Genomic DNA, 21343 nt, shown 5'->3' with positions numbered 1-21343 from the left:
GCGGTTCTGGTTGACAACAGCGCACCATGTAGCGGGAGGCGGAGGCGCGTGAGGCTCAGCAGTGTCGGTATGACTTAAGCAGTCGTAGTCCGTGAGGTCCGGGCTGCGAGTGCTTTAGTCATACGCGGGTCCGGAGAGATCCGGCATGGGCGGGTTTTGCCCATTCCTAGCTCGTAGGCCCGCGACCCAGCGAAGCTTGGAAGCCTATCTGGCCACTGCGTTCCAGCCTCGCATAGCGCCGGAGCCTCCCGCAGCATCTTCCCACTATAGAAGACCAGAATCACTGTGCTTCACGAACGAGTCCTAACGACCAGCCACTGATTTAGCAGCCTTGGTTGATTTATTTCCAAGTTTATTCGTCAACATCAGTGCCGGAACAGCTAAAATGGCAGTGAAGATGGCTGCCCAGAGGAAGCCTTGCTGATAGCTGGTGGCAATCGTGGTTAGGGTGTGGGCGTGTTGACTTTGGTAGTTGACGACGATGGTGGCCAGCATCGCTGAACCAAAAGCACCGCCGACGTTTTGCATGATTCGGGTTGCGATGGAGATTTGCCCGGAGAAGTGGCGGTCGGCGTCAACGAAAGAATCGGTCATAAGTGGACTGATGATGGCGCCGGCGCCGATACCACGGATGAAGAGAATGGTCATGAGGAGCCAGTAGTTGGTAGTTTGATCAAAGTAAACGAATGGGATGGAACCAATCAACGTAATCGCAAGGCCGCCAAGGGTGACGAAACGGGCGCCAATTGAATCAATCAGTCGGCCAACTAATGGTCGTGCGAGGAGCATGCCGATGCCTTGAGGCAGCAGGGACAAACCGGCCATCGCGACGGATTGACCACGCAGGTTTTGGAAGAAGAGTGGCAGTAACAGCATTGGCCCGTTGGTTGCAACGCCAGCGAGGAAGAGACCGATCATTGCGCCGCTAAAGTTTAGTTTTTTGAAGAGTGATAGTGGGACAACGGCAGTTTCTTTTTTGAGTGCGGCGTAGATGCCGTAGACGATCATTAACCCAAGACCGACTGCCACGTAAGCAATTGTGGTGCTGTTATTAAACGTTGCTTTGGAATTGGCTTGAACGATCCCGTAAACGATGCTGGCAGACATGCCGGCCAACAGGAGAACGCCCAACCAATCGAATTTGGCATGGACATTTTTTGGTGCGGTTATCGGTAATTTGAACCAAATCAACAAAGTCGCGATGATTACAACGGGTACGTTGACGAAGAAGATCCAGCGCCAACTCAGGTACTGAACGATCAGACCACCGATAACGGGGCCAACGATGGGACCTAACATGATCGGTAACCCAACGACGGCCATCAACCGACCCATGGCACCGGACCCGGCAACATCGACCAGTAGCGTGGTGAGAAGTGGCGTGATCAGGCCGGCACTAAATCCCTGAATGAGTCGAAATGCGATTAGGCTATCGATGTTCCATGACAGGGCGGCGCAAAGTGACATGATGCCGAAGAGGACTTCGGCGCCTAAAAAGACGACTTTACCGCCAAAACGTTGCGACAACCAGCCGGTGAACGGAACGGCAACCACCATTGCGAGCAGGTAACCGGTAACGACCCACTGGACGGTGCTAAGTGAGGTATTGAAATCACGCGCAAGGTGGTTAATGGCGATGTTGACCATCGTTGAGTCTAGTAAGGGTGCGATGGCACCGAGAACGATAATCCAGGCTTGGTTGACGATTGATTTTGGTAAAGCGTTAGTTGCTACAGATTGTTTTGCCATTGAGATGGCCTCCAATTTTTAGAAAATAAGGAACTTTAGTCTCTAATATTAGGTACTAGAGTATCTTAATTCTAACGTCGTTGAATGTCAATCACTAAAAACGATTATTTTTCGGGTGTGTTGGCGCTAAACTAACCATGCTATAATTAACGTTAAATAACCGTAGCGCACTGTCACTGATTTTGGTGATGGCTAACGTGATAGAAAGCTGGTAGGACCATGTTTCAAGACATTGCACCCAAAGTATTTGACAACCACTATAACCGAAAAACGGCGCCCTCTAAGGACGATTACGTTGTGATTTACCATGATCGAAAAGCTGTGCTTTACAAGGGTAAACAACTTCCACGCTATAAAGAAGTGACGGCGCAGTGGCACTTTGATTTGGAACAGTACACCTACCTGTTTTCAATCGACCAGTCGCGGTTTTACTTGATTGAGGATCCGGTGGTCGAGACGACTGATTACCGGTACGAAGATGTTGGCGCGTTTCGGCATCTGGATCCAGAATGGTTGGGCTATGCGGGAGCGACTGCCTGTCACTTAGCGTCATGGTATGCGGCTAATCGCTTCTGTGGCCGCTGCGGTCATCAAATGGTACGTGAGACTGAGGAACGGGCGCTTAAATGCCCCAACTGTCACCGGGAGATTTTTCCAACCATTGCGCCGGCAATCATCGTTGGCGTAACAAATGGCGACCGCTTGTTGTTGACCCGGAATTTGAACGGTTACCGGCGTCGAACCTTGATTTCTGGCTACGTTGAGGTTGGTGAGTCAATGGAGGCCACCGTACAACGGGAAGTGACTGAAGAAGTTGGCTTAGCAGTTCATAATATTCGCTACTACGCGAGCCAACCATGGGCATTCTCGGGGTCCGTACTAATGGGATTCTTTGCGGATCTGAACGAGGATCTTGCGATTCAGTTGGAGCGAGATGAACTGGCAAACGCGGCTTGGTACGATCGAAAGGATCTGCCAAAGGATGACACGACGTTGAGTTTGACGTGGCGGATGATTGAAGCATTTCGGCACGCAGAAGTTTAAAAACATGATTTAGGGGGCAAACGCGTAATGGCTGCAAGTAACGAGAATGGGCAACCGAACCAAACTAAGCGACCACAGCATCGCCGACGAGGCAAAGCCTTGGAGGCGGATATTCTTGCGAGCACCCTCAAGCTAATTGAAACGGTTCGTTACGAAGATCTCACCATGGATATGATTGCCCAAAATGCACACACGAATAAGAGCGTTCTGTACCGGCGCTGGGATGCAAAGTCTGAAATCGTATTAGCGGCGTTACGAACACAGATTGGCGATTACCAATTTGAGCAGCCCGATACTGGTTCTTTTCAAGGTGATTTTGAAGCGCTATTTGAGACACTGTATGGTGCCTTGGATCGGTTCCACTACCGCAACATGATGGGCTTGATGCGTGAGCGCTTAGGCGGTATCTCGATGCGGGATTTTTTCGAAAAAATCGGTCGCCAAAACTACCTCACGCAAATGGTGCGGCAGATTTTTGAACAGGCGGCGGCCCGCAACGAACTGGATATGGCCGAGATCGATGAAATGGTGCTGGATTTACCAGTTATGATGTTGGGCGATATGCTCTATGGTGATGACCGACCACTGACGCGAGAGCGGTTTGAAACACTGTTGCAGACGGTTTTGATGCCGGTGTTTCGGCAGTATTTGAAACAGCGTTAATTAAGTAATGAAAGCGGTCTTTAGGACTTTAATTAAAAATTCTAATTATATTTTAATTTTAGAATAAAAAAACTTTTTTTCAGTGATTTTAACCTGTGACAAACCAGCGAAATAATAACGTTTGTAGACTATTCCAAATTAATGTTCGTTATTCCTACCCCTTGCATTTTAAAAATATTAAAGTAGAATGTGAAGCAAGAAGTCTTAAGACGGACAGAGAGCTGGCGAGTTGCTGAGAGCCAGTACTAGAAAATGGCAGAAACATCAAACAGGTTGCGCAACCGATATCAGCGATTAAAGGCAGTTCATAAGGAACTGTGAAACTTGGGTGGAACAGCGTTACGACGCCCCTTGTACTTACCATAACGTGTGGTAGGTGCAAGGGGCGCCGTTTTTGTGTCAGCCAGAACCACCCGGTGGACCCTCAGTCAGAGAAAAGGAGAGCATGTATGCAAACGAGTAAGAATCAGAAAAAACTATCTAGGTCGCTACAGAGTCGCCATATACAGATGATTGCCATCGGTGGGGCGATTGGGACTGGTCTGTTCCTGGGATCTGGGAGCGCCATCCGGACGTCTGGCCCATCGATCATTTTGGCCTACCTCATTGTCGGCCTGTTTTGCTTCTTCATGATGCGAGCAATCGGGGAATTGCTGTTATCCGATACCAGCAAGCATTCATTTTTGGACTTTGTAAAAGAGTACCTGGGTGATCGGATGGAGTTCGTCACGGGTTGGTTGTACTGGTTCTGCTGGATCAGTTTAGCAATGGCCGATTTAACTGCAACCGGGATTTATATTAAATACTGGTTCCCAAGCCTGCCGCAGTGGGTGGCACCGTTCGTCATTTTGATCCTGTTGTATTTGACCAACCGGGTGAACGTGAAGGCGTTTGGGGAAATGGAATCGTGGTTCTCGATGATCAAAGTGTTAGCCATTATTATTCTGGTTGTCGTCGGGTTCGCTTTAGCCATTATCCACTTCAAAGTCGATGGTCAAACGGCCTCCTTCGCTAACTTAGTCAATCACGGTGGGTTCTTCCCAACCGGGGGTTACGGGTTCTTGATGTCCTTCCAAATGGTTGTTTTCGCCTTTGTCGGGATTGAAATGGTCGGGTTGACCGCTGGGGAAACGAACGATCCCGAAGCAAACTTGCCTAAGGCCATCAACAGTTTGCCAATTCGGATCGGGTTGTTCTACGTGGGGTCTATGATCGCCATCATGAGTGTTTACCCTTGGAACGGGATCACCACAACGGCTAGTCCGTTCGTCCAAGTATTTTCTGGCATCGGGATCACCGGGGCTGCCGGTATCTTGAACTTCGTGGTTTTGACCGCCGCCTTATCCGCAACCAACAGCTGTCTCTTCAGTACCAGCCGGACGTTGCACGCCCTGAGTCATGGGGGCAACGCACCAAAGCGGTTCATGATGTTAAGCAAGAGTGGGGTGCCAAACGACTCCCTGAACTTCTCAACCTTAGTGTTGTTCATCATCGTTATCTTGAACTACTTCATGCCAGCTAGCGTCTTTACGTTGATCTCCGGCGTTTCAACGATCAACTTCGTCTTAGTTTGGGTCATCCTGTTGTGGTGTCATATCAAATACCGCCAGACTAACCCAGACGGAGCCAAAGCCTTCCGGATGCCAGGTTACCCAGTGACTGATTGGGTCAGCTTGATCTTCTTCTGTGCCGTACTAGTCTTCCTGTTATTCAACGCTTCAACGCGAATTTCGATGATTATTTCATTGGTCGTCTTCGCAGTGATGTTGGTGGTTTATCAGGTGGTTTACCGGCCCCAGCGTGTCAAAAATCGCGTTTAGGACCCAGAATATAAAGCAAGAGCGGCATGAACTCCCGGTTTTTGGGAGTTCATGCCGCTCTTGCTTTATATGGCCGGGTTCTGCGATTTTTTACACGTTTAGGCTATGTAATAGTCGAGAAGTAATGCTGACAAATTAAATGATGGTGAGTTAAGAAGTCTGTTCGATCCTTATCAATATAATATTATGCCGCTCTTGTTTTATATGGTCGGGTCTTGCAATCATTTCTAATGAAACGGAGGCGTAAAGATGGCGTTGAAGGATAGCCTTAGCAACACTGAGTATCGACAATATTTATTGGCGTTATTTACGGATCCTGTAAGAACAGAAAGATATCGCCAATCGGTATTGTCATCACCGGATGCGGATCCTAAATTAAAGGCAGAATTAACTGATATGACATACCTTGAATGGTTAGACAAAAAGAGTCAGCCGATAATTGACGCGTATCATCGAGCAGGTGGGTATTAGTCAACTGACAGAGAACTAAAAGGAGCAGTTAAGCGGACAATGCCGCTTAACTGCTCCTTTTTGAGGTACTCAGTGAAAATTTTGAGGCTTGGAATAATGGTGATAGTGATGGCCTAATCCGCCAACTTATAATGCTTTTTCACGGCATTTGATAACCAGGTCAAAATACCAATCAAAATCAGGTACATGACCGCAATCAGCAACCAAACCTTGAACCCTTCCATGTTCTTGGCGATGATGATCGTCCCTTGTTGCGTCAGTTCGGCGACCCCGATGGCTGACAGCACTGAGGTGCCTTTCAAGGCGATGATGAATTGGTTAATGAAGGATGGCACCATGATGCGGACGGCTTGTGGGAGCACGATTTGGCGCATGGCGGTCAGGTAGGAGAGACCACACGCTCTAGCAGCTTCCATTTGGCCCTTTGGCACAGCATTGATGCCGCCGCGAACGAATGACGCGGTATAGGCGCTGTTTTCCAACGTGATCGTGGCGACCCCGGCGACGAACAGTGGAATCTTTTGCCCGGTCAGGTTTGGAATCCCGATATAGACGAAGAAGGCCAGCACCATGACGGGGATACTTCTAAAGATGAAGGCGTAAGTGGTGGAGATGGCCCGAAGCGCTTTATTTGGAAAGACGCCCATGATCCCCAAAACGACGCCGATAACGGTGGCGAGAATGATTGCAACGATCGTGATCTCGACGGTCATTTTAATCCCGTCTAAGAACGATGTGGCGTTGTCGCGCAGAAGGCCGATGAAGGATCGGTCGATCTTGGTTGACCCCGTAACGGTACTGTTTTTACCGAGATAGGTTTCGATGATCTTATTGTAGGTGCCGTCAGCTTTGATGGCTTTCAAACCCGCGTTAAATTGACGAAGCAACTTCTTATGGGTGCCCTTCTTAACCCCAAACGCAACCGGATTCTTATTGTAGGCTTTCCCAACGAGGTGTAGTTTCATCTTATTCTTAATGGCGTATTCAACGGTGGCGGTTGAATCAACGGCCGCAACGGTATTGCCAACTAAGACGTCGTTAAATTCAGTGTTGCTATCCTTGAAACGCCGGAGGTTAAAGCCGTACTTCTTTTGAACGGATTCAGCGTAGGCCTCGGAAGTTGACCCGGCCTTAACGGCGATGGTCTTGCCTTTTAAATCCTTCCAGCTCTTGATCTTACTATTAGTAGGGGCGGCCAAGGTCAGCCCAACACTTAGGTAGGAATCTGAAAAATCGATTTTATCTTTCCGCTCAGGCGTGATCATCAGTGCGGCCAGAATACCGTCAGTCTGATTGCCTTCCAACGCCGTGATGTTGGCGGTGAGTTCCATGGGTTTAAAGGTGTAAGTAAAGTGTTCTTTTTTAGCGATTGCTTTGAAGATTTCAATCTCTAATCCCGGATGTTTACCGGTATATGTACCCTGATTATCCTGAATCTGAAACGGCATAAAGGTCGGCCCAGTCCCAATTGTATAGTGATCAGCAGCCTTTGCACCAGTTGGTAAGGCGAGGATTCCAACGAATAAAAAAACAAAAGTAAGTAAGAATTTAATCGAATTTTTTCTCATTAATTTCACATCCTTGGCGGTTTTTGAATACTATACCACGCTTTATATGAAAATAAAAGTGACTTGTTCTAATTAATACATCTCTGAATTACGCATAGTTACCGTTAATACGCTATACTTGACACATTAGAAAATAATTAGTATATTTTAATGTAACGAGTGATATTCATTCAAAAATGGTTTAAATATTCTGAATATTCACTCTAATATTCATTTTAATATTCAGAGAGAGGGCCTTGATTTGACCATTAAAATTGGCATTGCTAGCAACCACATGATTCACCCAACTCAGACTTTAGATACGAACTATTTTGATTACATCCAAAAAGACTACGTGGACGCGATCCGCAAAGCGGGTGGCTTACCCGTTGTCTTGCCACTAGGCGATCCTAGCGATGCAGAAGACTACATAGAACTTGTTGATGGGTTGTTGTTAGCTGGTGGGCAGGGACTGTCCCCGGTACTATATGATACGGAACCAATTCGGGAAATGGCTGAGTCGGATATTTACCGCGATCGATTTGAAATTGCGTTGGTGAAGGCAGCTGTGAAGGCTCATAAACCAATTTTAGGTATTTGTCGGGGTGAACAAGTCATCAACGTTGCGCTTGGTGGGACGTTGTACCAAGACATCTACGTTCAAATGGGCGCGACTGAGAAACATAACCAGTTACCAACGTCTTGGGAGATTCCTACCCAGCACGTCACAACGACGGCCGATTCATTCCTAGATAAGTTGATGGGGCACCGCTTCTTGGTCAACACGTTCCATCATCAAGCCATCCACGATTTGGGAAAGGGCCTTACCGCAGTGGCGGAAAGCGACGACCACGTCATTGAAGCCATCGAATCAGCTGACGGCAACGTGTTTGCGGTTCAGTTTCATCCAGAGCGGATGTTTAAAACGATCCCGGCGTTCATCAGCATTTTTGATCATCTCATTGAACGCGCACATTAAATAGTAGAAAAGGGAGGGATTCACATGTCAATGATTGAATTTCATAACGTTGAAAAATACTATGGCGACTACCACGCATTGCACAATATTAACTTAAAAATCGATGGTGGCGAAACGGTGGTGCTGATTGGCCCATCTGGTTCTGGTAAATCAACGCTGATTCGCACAATTAACGGTCTTGAAACGATTCAAAAGGGCCAGTTGATCGTAAACGGTCAGGATCTAGCAGAAAAGAAGACCGATATGAACCGAATTCGTAAGAACGTAGGGATGGTGTTCCAACACTTTAATCTGTATGCTAACAAATCGATTTTGGAAAACATCATGTTGGCACCAAGAATGGTGTTAAAACGACCAGAAGAAGAAAACCGCAAAATTGCGATGGATTTATTGGACCGAGTCGATTTGGTCAACCAAGCTGAAAAGTTCCCATCACAATTATCAGGGGGCCAACAGCAACGAATCGCCATTGCAAGATCGTTGGCAATGAAGCCGAAAGCCCTGTTGTTTGATGAACCAACCAGTGCGCTGGATCCCGAAATGATCGATGATGTGCTGAACGTTATGAAGGATATCGCTAAAGATTCCGACATGACAATGCTAGTGGTGACCCACGAAATGGGCTTCGCGCGCGAAGTGGCTAACCGAGTAATTTTCATGGCAGATGGTCAGATTTTGGAAGATGATACGAAGGAGAAGTTCTTCGATGGTCAACCAACAAATGAGCGGGCACGGCAATTTTTGGGGAAGATTATTACGCATTAGAGTGCGAAGAAGAGCGTTTAGAGAGTGGAGTATAACGACGTCCGCCCCATACTGGCTGGGCTTCGCCAGTATGGGGCGGACGTCGTTATATGCAACTCTCTGCTCTTCTTCGCACGTTTCGGCGCGGTAGCCTAAGTGAAGTGTCGTAATCAGTTTATACAATAAAACCGATTATCCGGAACATCCAAGTCAATGAGGCGCCGAAAACAAAGTAATAGCAATGAGCGTCGCCAAGAAGCACTCAGCAACAAACAGCCCCATAAACGCAATAATTTTGACGTTAATCATCCCATCATCACAAAAAAACAGACCCGCCAACCCCAAACTGGGTCACGCGAGTCTGTTCCGCTCTCAAAAAATAGTGATTAATATTCTGGTACCCACTGCGTATCAGCAATCGCCTGCGACACGTTTGTAACGGCTGTCCGCGTTAACTTCTGATCCACAGCACTCTGAGCGACCGCCTTAGCCACTGCAGTTGAGAACTGATTCAACTGCGTAACTGGTGGTAGGATTGCGGCGCCGGGTTGATCTGGGTCAACTAACCCACCAAGGGAGTGAGCAGCGGCGGACAACATGGTATCGTTCAAAGTCGTTGCCGTGCTAGCAATGACGCCAAGGCCTAACCCTGGGTAAATGAGTGCGTTATTGGCTTGGCCAATTTGGTAAGTGACGCCGTTTAACGTCACATCATCGGCTGGAATCCCGGTGGCGACCAACGCCCGACCGTCAGTCCAAGTCAGCAAGTCTTTTGCGCTGGCTTCGGCTAATTTGGTTGGATTGGACAATGGCAAAATAATTGGCCGCTCGGTGTGAGCTGCCATGTCGCGGATGATGGCCTCGGTGAAGGTGCCCGGTTGTGTTGATGTACCGACTAAAATCGTTGGGTGAATGGCGCTCACTACGGCAGCCAAAGTCGTCAACGTTTCGGGGTGGTCAAATTCCGTCCGGGAACGGGCGAATTCCCGTTGTTCTGGGGTTAACGTTGCATCATCGTCAAACAATAATCCTTGGCGATCGACGAGGTAGAAGTGACTTTTGGCTTCAGCGGGGGTTAAACCGTGTTGCAGGTATTCATCGTAAACCCGCTTAGCAATGCCGGCACCGGCAGTTCCGGCACCGAAGCACAGGTAGCGTTGGTCGAGTAAGGATTGTTTTGACACGTTGAGTGCGCCAAGGACGGCGGCTAACGTAATGATCCCGGTGCCTTGAATATCATCATTGAAGATGGTGTAACGATCCCGGTATTTGGCCAACAAGTTAGCTGCGTGATCGCGACCGAAGTCTTCAAAGTGCAGGTAGAGGTTATCGAACAGTGATTCGGCGGTGGTGACGAATTGATCAACGAACTCGTCGTAACGCTTGCCAGTTACCCGTTCGTGGCGGTTACCAAGGTAACGGGGACTGTTTAATAGGGTTTGATTGTTCGTCCCGGCGTCCAAAACGACTGGGAGGACTTGCGATGGATCGATACCGGCTGCGGCCGTGTAAACCATTAACTTACCAACGGCGATATCCACGCCGTTAGTGCCCCAGTCGCCGATACCAAGGATGCCTTCAGCATCGGTAACCACGATCAAGCGAATGTCGCGACCAGCTGCGGCGTTCGTTAAGCTGGCTTGGATGGCATCAGGATCATCAATGGACAAGAACGCTGCGCCTTGAGGATCAACGAATAGGCTGCTGTAGTGCTCGATGCTGTCCGCGATGACGGGATCGTAAACGATTGGCATGAATTCAGCAACGTGTTGGCTGAACAATTTGTAAAAAAGAACGCGGTTTTCGTTAAAAATCGTCATCAGGAACCGACGCTTAGCTAGGGGCGTTGCTTCCGCTTGGAACTGGGCATAAGCTTGCTCAGTTTGTTGATCAAGCGTTTGAACGTAAGGTGGCAGTAAGCCCTCTAAACCAAGTGAGCGACGTTCAGCAGTGGTAAAGGCAGTGCCTTTGTTTTGGAATGGATCGTTTAGTAATTGACGTGACATGTTTTGGCCTTCTTCGTATTTGAATAAGGTCAGTGTAACGCCGTTGATTTTTGATAGTCAACTTACTCACTCTTAATAAGAAATGGTTATAATGGGAGAAAGAAGCTTTAAAATAACGCGTAGGGGATGCGATCGTCGTGAATATCCGGGATTTAGCTTACTTTGTTAAACTCACCGAAATTAAAAATTTTTCTCAAGTGGCGCAATATTTTCATGTCAGTCAACCGACCATCACGTTTGCGTTACAGCGACTGGAAAAGGAACTGGACACAACGCTGCTGATTCGACACCGCGCGCACGGTGATCTGCTGATTACGCCGAGTGGCCAGCAACTCCTCGTGCACGCGACCAACATCGTGAACGAGGATCAATTACTCCGGCAAGAGCTGCAAAATCAAAAGCAGGAAAAACTATTGCTGGGATTACCGCCGATTATTGAAAATACTTATTTTCCAAAAATTGCGAAACGGTTGAAGGAAGCGAAGTTACTGGATCGCCTGCAAACATTTGAGGAGGGGTCAATGACCACTTTGGAGGCTTTGCAGGCAGGGACGATTGATCTTGCGTTGTTGGGATCAGTGGCGCCGCTAAACGATCCTAACTTAGAGACGGTGGTGTTTGATCAGCGGCCCTTTGCGATTTACGTTGCGCGCACGCATCCGTTGGCGAAACAACCCGGGGTTTACTTTGCGGATTTGAAGGGTGAAGACTTTGTCCTGTTCAAGGGCGGCTTCATTCACAACCGCGCCTTCAATGATTTGGCGAAACAGAACCACTTCCGGCCGCACGTCGTTTTCAGGTCTAACGGGACGCAGAGTTTACTGAACCTGATTGCGGATGGGGTTGGCATCGGTTTTTTAACCACGACCATTTTGGAGCAGGATGCTGATGTCGTGCGTGTACCGTTATTAGACGAGCAGGTGCCGCAATTTATGACGAGTTTAGTCTATCGGCGGTCGCACGTATTTACGCCGGCGCAACAGCAGGTCGTGACAACGATTTCTGAGACGTTGCGCAAAACGAACTAAAAAACGACAACCGAAAAATCCGGTTGTCGTTTTTGCTGTTATAATTTTTTCTCGACATTGACGCAAGGAACGCCGTCTTCCAAGTACATCTCGGAACTGACCACGTATCCTTGATGTTCGTAAAAGCCTTGGGCGGTTAACTCACTGTGGATCAAGGACGTTTTGTATCCCTGTTGACGCGCTTTGTTCTCCAATGCCGCAACCACTTGTGCACCAAGGTGCTGACCACGGTAGTCTTTCAGCGTTGCGATGCGGGCGATTCGAATCGTATCAGCATCGAGTGGTTGATAACGCCCCGTCGCAACGGGGGTTTTGGCGTCTACATAGGCCACCGCATAAACGGTATCAGGTAGGTCGTGGTCGTCAAATTCATCTTCAATAGCGATATTACGTTCCTGAACAAACACGTTCAGGCGAACCGCTAACGCAGCGGCGTGGTTCCAAGGTTCTGATCCGGTATGGACGTTCATGGTGAGGTCCCCTTTTATTGTTAGAGTTTGATTAGAATCTATTATAGCGCAGTGTGCAGAACAAGGCGATTAGAAGGTGGCGCACGTTTCAGCGTGGCGGCCTAAAAGAGCTTACGTGCAGCTTTCTGCCTTATGGCGCTCATTTCGGCGTGGTGGCCGAAAACAGCTTGAAACGCCCTTTTTGTTAAACGCCATTTCAATGTGCCCAATATAGGTGATGAATCAAAACGAACTTGTGCTGGAAATGAGTACAGCCGTTCTTACAACTATACCAATGATTGACAACCGTTATAATACATTCAAAAAAATGACGATATTTTAGGTATGAACCGACTTTTACTAGTTGGTGTGTAATTAGTTGATAATCTATACCAATCGCATTAAACTACGCTGTGAAAGTTGGGGAAGTCAGGTGTTTGTGTTTGTAGCGAAAATGGCCAAGATTCGAGGAGGAGGAATTGGCATGAGTAAGAGAGCGGTTCGCGGCCGTGCCAAGCTAATAAAGGACACGGCCCAGACAAAAGTTTGGTATAAAATGTATAAAAATGGCAAAAACTGGATTGTGGCTGGAATTGCGACCACTGCACTAGGTTTAGCCGTTTCGACTGTCCCTGCCAAGGCTGCCACTAGTGACACAGCTGATCCGGTAGTTAGTGCACCAGTACCATCAACTACCAGTGGAACGGGGGACGAGCAAACTGCAACCTTAACGACACCGGCGGCTGATGCAACTGCGGTACCACAGCAACCGGTCGCAGATTCAACGCCCCAGCAAGCGACTGCTGAGTCGGCACAAACGACGACGTCACCTGAAATTTCTGCTGATTCAACATATCAACCGGTGGATAGTGCACCAGCAGCACCCGCTACTTCAACGGATGCGAGTTCGACTGATACCACGAAAGCAGCTAGTGATTCAGCAAGTACAACTGCTACCACGCCAACCAGTGGTTCAGGCGCCGGGGCGATAGCTACCCAGTCTCAATCAGAAAGTACGGCACCAGACCAAACGCCAACTATTAAACAGGAAACATCCGGTAATGTAACTTCGACTGATAACAGTTCAACGACAACAGCAGCTTCTGCTTCGGCGGCAACGCAACAATCAATTGCGGCTGCAGCACCATCGACAGCAGCTACTAAAGCCGTATCAGCAGCAGTGCCGGCCGCTCCATTGGTCATGTCGTCGGTCATTATTCCGGCGACTCAGGTCACGGCGGTCAATCCTGGCTCAGTAACGATGACCAATACGGCGCTGCAAGAAGCAATCGCTATCTATAAGGATAAGACTAACGCTTCGACAACGGCTGCTGGGCTGACTCAAGTGGGTGGCACAGGAACGAACGCTTTTTATACGAGTCCAACAGTTGCGATTGAATTTTCAGGGACACCATTCAGTGGTAATATTGCCACTTATCCCAATGCACTTTCAACTGAGGTCATTAACGGTCAAATTTGGGTTAAGAACGTATCAATCTCGGCCACCAATACGCGTACCGTGAATGGCAAGGTTGAACTGACACCGGCATCAGTGATCACTGTCACGGTGCCTACTCAAAATCTCGCTATGACGGGCGCATCGTCGACTTTCCAACAGGCATCCGGTGGGGTTCCATCCTTATTCATTGAATCCGATGCCCCCGGCGCTAGTCCGAGCGTTACAGAGTTGACAACCATTGGTACCGGTTTTCCAAAATCAATTTCGATTAATGCAACGACCAAAACTGCGACAGTCGGCAACGCCGATACGATCACGGTGTCAACCAGTCAATATTACACGACAGGCACGTCACCAACCGCAGTATCCGCATCTAATCGGGTCTACGATGGTGTATTTACAATTGAAAATATTCAGCTCAAACCAACCGTTACATGGAACCCATTTAGTTCAACTGGGTTAGCTGCATCCGGAACTGGAACTGCTGTCGGCGATACGATTACGATCAAGTCTGATGATGGCAAGAAGTCGGTCACGGCGACAGTTGGCAGTAACTGGACTTGGAACGCTGATTTAGCGGCGGCTGGGTTTACGGCAACTGATGGCATCTACGTGGTTGAAAGTAATAACATTGGCGATATTCCAGGGGCCGCTGCTGCCTTACAATATGGTCAAGATACCAGAACCATTGTTTATATGGATGCTTTGACGGGCGCTGAAATTAAGTCGAGTCAACCAACGTCGATGATCGTACAGGCTGGTGGCACCCCATCAGGCGTTTCAGCTAATAGTGCCACCATTACGCGAGGAACGTACACTCAGGCTAACGGTGCAGCTGCCGTCTTTCCAGCAATTGCTAAAGAAAATCTGGAACAGATCGATGGTTACTTACCTGCCACAAGTGGACTGACGACGATACCAGGTCTTTTAAATGGGAACGTTAAACAGTATGTTCAACTTTACCCGGCAGTTTATACCGTTGATCCAGATACGGTTGAGGATCCCAATAAACCAAGTACTAACGTATCACCAAAGGATCCCAATACCCCAGTTAAACCGGGTGATCCAAATTCACCTGTCTTTCCGCCAGGGGTAGCCGACAATAATCTGGAAACAATCGTACCGGAGATTCTGCATTACCAAGACGGTGAAACTGGTGAGACGGTGGCGTCCGATTATACGACATCGCTAGACTTCAAACGGGCTGCTAGTGTTGATTTCAGCAAGACTGACAGCCAAGGTAATCCGCAGGTAACTTATACGGATTGGCGTCCGGTGACGACTGATACGTTTGCGGAAGTTACGAATCCAGTGGTTCGGGGTTATGTTACGAGTAAGCCAGTTTATTCAGAAGTGCCAGTTGACGTGACCCAAGAGAATCCGGCATACGAGGATACGGTTAACTATTATCCAGCCGAGGTGATCGTTGGGCCGAAAGAACCAGTTGAGCCAACTGACCCAACTGGTCCTAAAGATCAGGGCGATACCGTGACGGATAAGCCTGATGATCCGCGGGTCTACCCAAATGGGGTCACTAAAGATGACCTGAATAGGTCGGTTGACCGGACGATCCACTACGTCAGCGCGTTGACGGGTGAGACACTGGCGCCGGATGAGGTTACACCGGCTGAGTACAGTCGGGTGGCGTTGATTCGGTTTGATCAACTTGACGAAAATGGTAACGCCACGGTTTACTATCAAGATTGGAAGGGACCAACGGCGTACCCAGATGCGACTAGTCCAACGGTTACGGGTTACTTTACCAAGACCCCAGTCGTTGAAGGCGTTCCGGTAACGGTCAATAGCGCCCCATCAGAAGTGACGGTTGTTTACTATCCAAATGAGATTGTTGTTGGTCCAAAAGAACCGGATCCAGACAAACCAATCGACTCAAGTAATCCGACCGGACCAAAGGACGAGGGCGATAAGATCGTTCCGGGCGACGACAATAGTCCGGAATATCCGGCTGGGGTTACGGCTGAGGATTTGAACGGCCAGCGCACCCAAACCATCCACTACGTTGATAAGGCCACGGGTGAAAAGGTTGCTGAAGATAATACCGCAATCATTGAATACACTCGAACCGGTCTCGTTGATGTTCAAAAGGGAACTGTATCCTATACTGACTGGACACCGGCACCCGGAACGTTTGCGGCAGTTGCTAGCCCGGTCGTTGAAGGTAAAATTACCTTTGGGCCGGAAGTTGCGGCGATGGATGTTGCATACACGGATACGGATAAAGACATCACCGTCTTCTACTATCCGGCCGAAATCGTCGTTGGACCACATGATCCAGATCCTAATAAGCCAATCGATGAAACTAATCCGACTGGACCAAAGGATGAAGGCACCACGATCGTTCCTGGTGACGAGGATGGCCCTAAATATCCGGGTGGGTTAACAGCCGATGATTTGAATACCAAGGTAACGCAGACGATTAACTATGTTGATGCGGTAACGGGTGATCCAATCGCGCAAACCAATAATGCTGAATTGGCCTTCACCCGGACCGGAACGCTGAATGTTGCAACCGGTACGGTGACGTACGCTGATTGGCAGCCAGTGACAACCGATGAATTTGCGGCGGTCACTAGTCCAACGGTGGCTGGGTATTATCCAAACGTTAGCGTGGTGCCAGCGGTGAAAGTAACTAACGAGACCGCGCCGATCGTTGAGGTTGTTAAATACTATCCAGCTGAGATCATTGTCGGACCAAAAGATCCAGATCCTAATAAGCCAATCGATCCAAGTAACCCAACTGGGCCAAAGGACGAGGGTACGGACGTGGTTCCGGGTGATGAGGATGGGCCTAAGTATCCAGGCGGTTTGACAGCCGATGATTTGAACGTTACCAAGACCCAAACGATCCACTATGTCGATAAGCTGACTGGTGAGACGGTCGCCAAGGACAATGTGGCAACGCAAGCCTTTGAACGCAACGGTATCGTGGCCGTTCAGACGGGCCAAGTCACGTACACTGATTGGACGCCAGCGACTGCTAATTATCCGGCGGTCGTCAATCCGACAGTGGCTGGTAAGATCACATTGAAACCACAAGTTGATGCGCAAGCGGTGACGGCAACGGATGAAAATACTGACATGACAGTATTTTACTATCCAGCTGAAGTGATTGTTGGTCCGCATGACCCGGATCCAGACAAACCAATCGATCCAAGCAACCCAACTGGGCCAAAAGATCCGGGAACTTCAATCGTGCCAGGTGATGAGGACGGACCGAAATATCCTGAAGGCGTGACGGCAGATAAGCTGAATGCAAAGATTACCCAAACGGTCCACTATCTTGATGCAGCAACTGGTGATCCGGTTGCAACTGACGCGACTGCTGAATTGGCCTTTACGCGAACTGGGACGGTGAATGTGGCCACTGGTGAAGTGACCTACTCACCTTGGGTAGCGACGACAACTGATCAATTTGGTGAGGTTGTCAGCCCAGACGTTGATGGCATGTTTACTTTGGTCAAGGCAATTCCAGCGGTTACGGTCACTGGTGACAGTCAGCCAATCGTTGAAACGGTTAAATACTACCCTAAAGAAATCATCGTTGGGCCAAATGAACCTGATCCAAATAAGCCAATCGACGAGACTAACCCAACTGGGCCAAAAGATCCAGGGACATCGATCGTTCCGGGTGATGAGGACAGTCCTAAATATCCGGGTGGCGTGACGGTCGATGATTTGAAAACGTCAGTAACGCAAACGGTACATTATATTGATGCCGCGACTGGACAACCAATTGCGAAAGACGCGACCGCTGAATTAGCGTTTACGCGGACTGGGACAGTTGATGTGCAAAACGGCACCGTGAGTTACGCTGACTGGAAAGCGGTCACGACGGATGTATTTGGTGAAGTTGTCAGTCCAACGGTCGATGGGTACTATCCTTTGGTGACTAGTATCCCGGCGACAACGGTGAAAGGCGATAGTCAACCGATCGTTGAGACGGTCAAATACTATCCTGATCAAGTTATCGTGGGACCAAAAGACCCCGATCCAACTAAGCCAATTGATCCAAGTAATCCGACTGGGCCAAAGAATCCGGGTGATGAGATCATTCCGGGCGATGAGGATACGCCAACTTATCCAGCTGGCGTGACCGCAACGGATTTGAACATGACCAAGACCCAAACGATCCACTATATCGACAAACTCACTGGCGAGACAGTCGCTAACGATCATATCGCGACGCAAGCCTTTGAACGAAACGGTATCGTGGCAGTTCAGACGGGACAAGTCACTTACACTGCTTGGACACCGGCAACAGCTAATTACCCAGCAGTCATCAATCCAACGGTTGACGGTAAGATTACGCTGAAGCCACAAGTTGATGCCCAAGCGGTGACGGCAACGGATGAAAATACCGATATGACAGTATTTTACTATCCAGCTGAAGTGATTGTCGGACCGCATGATCCAGATCCAGACAAACCGATCGACCCAAGCAACCCAACCGGGCCAAAAGATCCGGGGACCTCGATCGTACCAGGTGATGAAGATGGGCCTAAATACCCTGAAGGCGTCACCGAAAAGGATTTGAACACCATCGTGACGCAAACGATTCACTACGTAAACGCTGGTACGGGTGAGACGGTTGCGCCAGACAGTGCTGCAACGTTAGCCTTTACCCGAACCGGGACCGTTAATGTTGCGACTGGAACGGTGACTTACTCACCATGGGTACCAGTGACGACTGATCAATTTGCGGCGGTGACGAGTCCAAGTGTGGCAGGCCTGTATCCAATCGTGACGACAGTTGATGCTGTCACGGTCACCGGCGACACGGCGCCAATCGTCACGACGGTCAAATACTACCCTGCTGAGATCATCGTTGGGCCAAAGGACCCAGATCCAAACAAGCCGATTGATCCAAGCAACCCAACGGGACCTAAAGATCCGGGAACTTCAATCGTTCCGGGTGATGAGGATAGCCCTAAGTATCCGGGTGGTTTGACCCAAAGCGATCTTAACCAGATCATTTCACGGACGATCAATTACTTGAATCCGGATGGCACCAAGGCGGCGGATAGTGTGATCCAGCTCGTGCACTATGAGCGTCAGGCGACTTTGAACGTTGCAACGGGAGCGGTCACTTATGGTGATTGGACAGTTGTTGATTCGAATGTTTTCCCTGCAGTTTTGAGTCCTACGATTCAAGGGTATACCCCTGATTTGGCAATCGTCGCGCAATTAGCGGTTACACCAACGGATGCCAATACGATCGTTAACGTGCACTACACGGCTGTTCCGGGAACTTCTACGCCAGAAACGTCTACACCGGGAACTGGGATTGAAACACCAACCCCAGGTGGCGGTAACGGTTCAGGTGGTAACGAGACCCCAGGCGGCACGACACCAGTTGTTGACACACCAATAGTAGATACTGGTGGTACTACTGGCGGTGGTGCCAGCGCGGGTACCGGTGACAACGGTGGTAATACCAAGACTGGCGGAAGTGGTGGTCAAGTCACAGCGACCCCAACGACCCCAGGCACGGTTAAAACACCAGCAGCAACTGGGACTGTTACAGTCGGTCAGTCACCAACATCAAATGAACAGGCTACTTTGCCACAAACTGATGACGCTAATCAGGCCACATCACTTATCGGGTTACTTTTGATGAGTGCGCTGGGGTTGACTGGCTGGAAGAAACGCAAGAAAACAGATTCTAAGTAAGGTTAGTCGGTTTGATCAACGATGATGTTGACATTGTTATTTATCGCTAAAAATGTTTCACGGTAAGTTCACTCGTTATGAGTGGACTTATTTTTTATGGCTTACGGCCACAAAAAAACGACCACTCAGGGGAAAGTGGCCGTTTTGCTTGCGTTATTTAGTTAGGGAGGTGTTGCTAAGAGAGAGGTGCTTCAGTTAATTAGGGGTGTTGTTCAATTCAGTTAAGTTGGTTTAGTTTGATCTGAGAAATCGTTGGGAGCTAAATTTGCACTTCTTGGTTATTTGAGGGGAATCATTGCCAGCAAGCGTTGCTGGTGACGGTGGACGGTGACGGCGCTAATGGTCGCGACCGTTATCACGGCGGGGATAGCTGCAAGTAGTATTTTCATAAACAGACTTCCTTTCAGTTGACTAGGATTGAATCTCATCTACAAGAACCATGATAGTTCGGGGAGCTTAAAGTGGACTTAACTGGTGCTTAAGTGAAGCTTAAGTTGAATTTATCAGTGGCGAGTTAGGGAAAACAAAAATCACCGGCAACGTCAGGGGAGGACGGCCGGTGATTTTTAAGTTATGTCAGAAATTGATCACACCCGGTTGCGGATGAATGGGGGCTTGGTGATTAGGGGACACCAAGTTGTTGTTAGTTTAGGGGTTTGTTAAGAGTGGGAGTTGCAACCGATTCACCAACCTAGTTAGGGGGCTAGTTTGGCGAGGGTGATCAATTTAGAGAGGTAAAACCTCATCTACAAGTAACATCATAACGGGTGTAGCTTAAGCAGAACTTAATGGCAACTTAAGCCTAACTTAAAGTGAGGTTGCGTTATAAAATACAAAAAAATCACCGGCAATGTCAGGGGAGGACGGCCGGTGATTTTTTTAGTTATCTACAAATTGATCACTACCCGGTCGCTGATGAATGGGAGACTTGATGATTAGGGGGCATCAAGTTGTTGGTTTGGGGTTGTTAGTGGGAGTAGCGACTGTTTCACGATACTAGTTAGGGGGCTAGTGTCGTGAGGGTGATCAATTTTAGAGAGGTGGGAACCTCATCTACAAGTTATATATTAAGGGGTGACGCTTAAGTGGGACTTAAATTTGGCTTAAGTGAAACATAAAATGGGGAGAATTTGGACTGTTATATAGCCTAAACGCGCGCCAGAACGCAGGTCCCGGCCAGGTAAGCAGTTAATAACGCAGACTCTAAGACCGGGAATCTACGTTATTAACTGCTTACCTTCTGGGACCTAACCGCGTTCTGGCACGCTCTCCCACCAAAAAGACCTCCAACAGAATGGGAGGCCTGTTAGAGATCTTTTCGGGTTTATGTTGTTTGTTTATATATGCTTGAAAAGGGTGTTACTCGTCATTTGATTAGGGAAAGCCGACTAGTTAGGGGGCTAGCCGACCTCATCATGTTTGGGGGTATTACTTGCTTGAGCCTTTAAAGATGCATTACCGTGATCACCGTTGGCATTAGGGGGTACCGGTGATGACCACTAGGTTTCATGGGCAAGGCTTCCTTTCAAATTGGATTGATTAAGTTGTTGTTTGCTTGTTGATGAATCTAATATACGGCTGGTAGCTTAAAGCGAACTTAAAAGGAAGTAAAGGAAAGGTAAAGGGCGCAAAGCGCGAGGAGAAGCGGTGGCCAAAAAGAGGTTAACTAAAAAGACTTCAGTGAGTAATTCAT

General features: G+C 48.6%; 12 protein-coding genes. 8 read left to right on the top strand and 4 right to left on the bottom strand.

Annotated elements, in window-relative coordinates; all coding sequences use genetic code 11:
- Positions 1-303 precede the first annotated feature (303 nt).
- Entirely contained in the window at positions 304-1749 is a 1446-nt protein-coding gene (locus ACYVR3_RS12645; protein WP_461244544.1) for an MDR family MFS transporter, read from the bottom strand.
- Positions 1750-1968: 219 nt separating this feature from the next.
- Here ACYVR3_RS12645 and nudC point away from each other — a divergent pair, with 219 nt between their 5' ends.
- From nudC to ACYVR3_RS12625, 4 genes are all read left to right on the top strand, one after another.
- Entirely contained in the window at positions 1969-2793 is an 825-nt protein-coding gene (nudC, locus tag ACYVR3_RS12640) for an NAD(+) diphosphatase (RefSeq protein ID WP_461244543.1), read from the top strand.
- Positions 2794-2820: 27 nt separating this feature from the next.
- Positions 2821-3456, top strand: a complete 636-nt coding sequence (locus ACYVR3_RS12635) for a TetR/AcrR family transcriptional regulator (protein WP_461244542.1) — start codon at positions 2821-2823, stop codon at positions 3454-3456.
- Between the two features lie 449 nt (positions 3457-3905).
- Positions 3906-5276 (top strand): amino acid permease, encoded by a 1371-nt coding sequence (locus ACYVR3_RS12630; protein ID WP_461244541.1) that lies wholly within the window; start codon positions 3906-3908, stop codon positions 5274-5276.
- Between the two features lie 249 nt (positions 5277-5525).
- The gene (locus tag ACYVR3_RS12625) at positions 5526-5747 is read left to right on the top strand and encodes a hypothetical protein (protein WP_461244540.1); all 222 of its coding nucleotides are present in this window, start codon (positions 5526-5528) and stop codon (positions 5745-5747) included.
- Between the two features lie 113 nt (positions 5748-5860).
- Here the strand turns inward: ACYVR3_RS12625 and ACYVR3_RS12620 are convergent, their stop codons facing one another.
- On the bottom strand, positions 5861-7315 hold the full coding sequence (locus ACYVR3_RS12620) for an ABC transporter substrate-binding protein/permease (protein WP_461244539.1): 1455 nt from the start codon (positions 7313-7315) through the stop codon (positions 5861-5863).
- A 241-nt stretch (positions 7316-7556) separates the two neighbouring features.
- Here ACYVR3_RS12620 and ACYVR3_RS12615 point away from each other — a divergent pair, with 241 nt between their 5' ends.
- Both ACYVR3_RS12615 and ACYVR3_RS12610 read left to right on the top strand, forming a co-directional pair.
- Positions 7557-8273, top strand: a complete 717-nt coding sequence (locus ACYVR3_RS12615) for a gamma-glutamyl-gamma-aminobutyrate hydrolase family protein (RefSeq protein WP_461244538.1) — start codon at positions 7557-7559, stop codon at positions 8271-8273.
- A gap of 24 nt (positions 8274-8297) precedes the next feature.
- Complete coding sequence (locus ACYVR3_RS12610) at positions 8298-9038, top strand: amino acid ABC transporter ATP-binding protein (protein WP_054733308.1); 741 nt, start codon at positions 8298-8300, stop codon at positions 9036-9038.
- A 365-nt stretch (positions 9039-9403) separates the two neighbouring features.
- Here the strand turns inward: ACYVR3_RS12610 and ACYVR3_RS12605 are convergent, their stop codons facing one another.
- On the bottom strand, positions 9404-11023 hold the full coding sequence (locus ACYVR3_RS12605) for a malolactic enzyme (protein ID WP_461244537.1): 1620 nt from the start codon (positions 11021-11023) through the stop codon (positions 9404-9406).
- Between the two features lie 137 nt (positions 11024-11160).
- Between ACYVR3_RS12605 and ACYVR3_RS12600 the strand changes: the two genes are divergently transcribed.
- A complete protein-coding gene (locus tag ACYVR3_RS12600) occupies positions 11161-12051 on the top strand; it encodes a LysR family transcriptional regulator (RefSeq protein ID WP_461244536.1) in 891 nt (296 codons plus the stop codon).
- A gap of 38 nt (positions 12052-12089) precedes the next feature.
- On the opposite strand, the gene ACYVR3_RS12595 is transcribed toward ACYVR3_RS12600, so the two are convergent.
- Positions 12090-12521, bottom strand: coding sequence for a GNAT family N-acetyltransferase (locus ACYVR3_RS12595; RefSeq protein WP_461244535.1), 432 nt, complete (start codon positions 12519-12521; stop codon positions 12090-12092).
- A gap of 463 nt (positions 12522-12984) precedes the next feature.
- Between ACYVR3_RS12595 and ACYVR3_RS12590 the strand changes: the two genes are divergently transcribed.
- Positions 12985-19650: a mucin-binding protein gene (locus tag ACYVR3_RS12590; protein WP_461244534.1), complete on the top strand. Its 6666-nt coding sequence runs from the start codon at positions 12985-12987 to the stop codon at positions 19648-19650.
- The last annotated feature ends 1693 nt before the right edge of the window (positions 19651-21343 follow it).

Source organism: Secundilactobacillus muriivasis, assembly GCF_054785195.1.
This window is presented reverse-complemented; position numbering and strand designations above follow the sequence as displayed.

Excerpts from the sequence above, each read along its gene's own strand:
- ACYVR3_RS12645 (WP_461244544.1), bottom strand. The coding sequence starts at position 1,749 with ATGGCAAAACAATCTGTAGCAACTAACGCTTTACCAAAATCAATCGTC.
- nudC (WP_461244543.1), top strand. The coding sequence starts at position 1,969 with ATGTTTCAAGACATTGCACCCAAAGTATTTGACAACCACTATAACCGA.
- ACYVR3_RS12635 (WP_461244542.1), top strand. The coding sequence starts at position 2,821 with ATGGCTGCAAGTAACGAGAATGGGCAACCGAACCAAACTAAGCGACCA.
- ACYVR3_RS12630 (WP_461244541.1), top strand. The coding sequence starts at position 3,906 with ATGCAAACGAGTAAGAATCAGAAAAAACTATCTAGGTCGCTACAGAGT.
- ACYVR3_RS12625 (WP_461244540.1), top strand. The coding sequence starts at position 5,526 with ATGGCGTTGAAGGATAGCCTTAGCAACACTGAGTATCGACAATATTTA.
- ACYVR3_RS12620 (WP_461244539.1), bottom strand. The coding sequence starts at position 7,315 with ATGAGAAAAAATTCGATTAAATTCTTACTTACTTTTGTTTTTTTATTC.
- ACYVR3_RS12610 (WP_054733308.1), top strand. The coding sequence starts at position 8,298 with ATGTCAATGATTGAATTTCATAACGTTGAAAAATACTATGGCGACTAC.
- ACYVR3_RS12605 (WP_461244537.1), bottom strand. The coding sequence starts at position 11,023 with ATGTCACGTCAATTACTAAACGATCCATTCCAAAACAAAGGCACTGCC.
- ACYVR3_RS12595 (WP_461244535.1), bottom strand. The coding sequence starts at position 12,521 with ATGAACGTCCATACCGGATCAGAACCTTGGAACCACGCCGCTGCGTTA.
- ACYVR3_RS12590 (WP_461244534.1), top strand. The coding sequence starts at position 12,985 with ATGAGTAAGAGAGCGGTTCGCGGCCGTGCCAAGCTAATAAAGGACACG.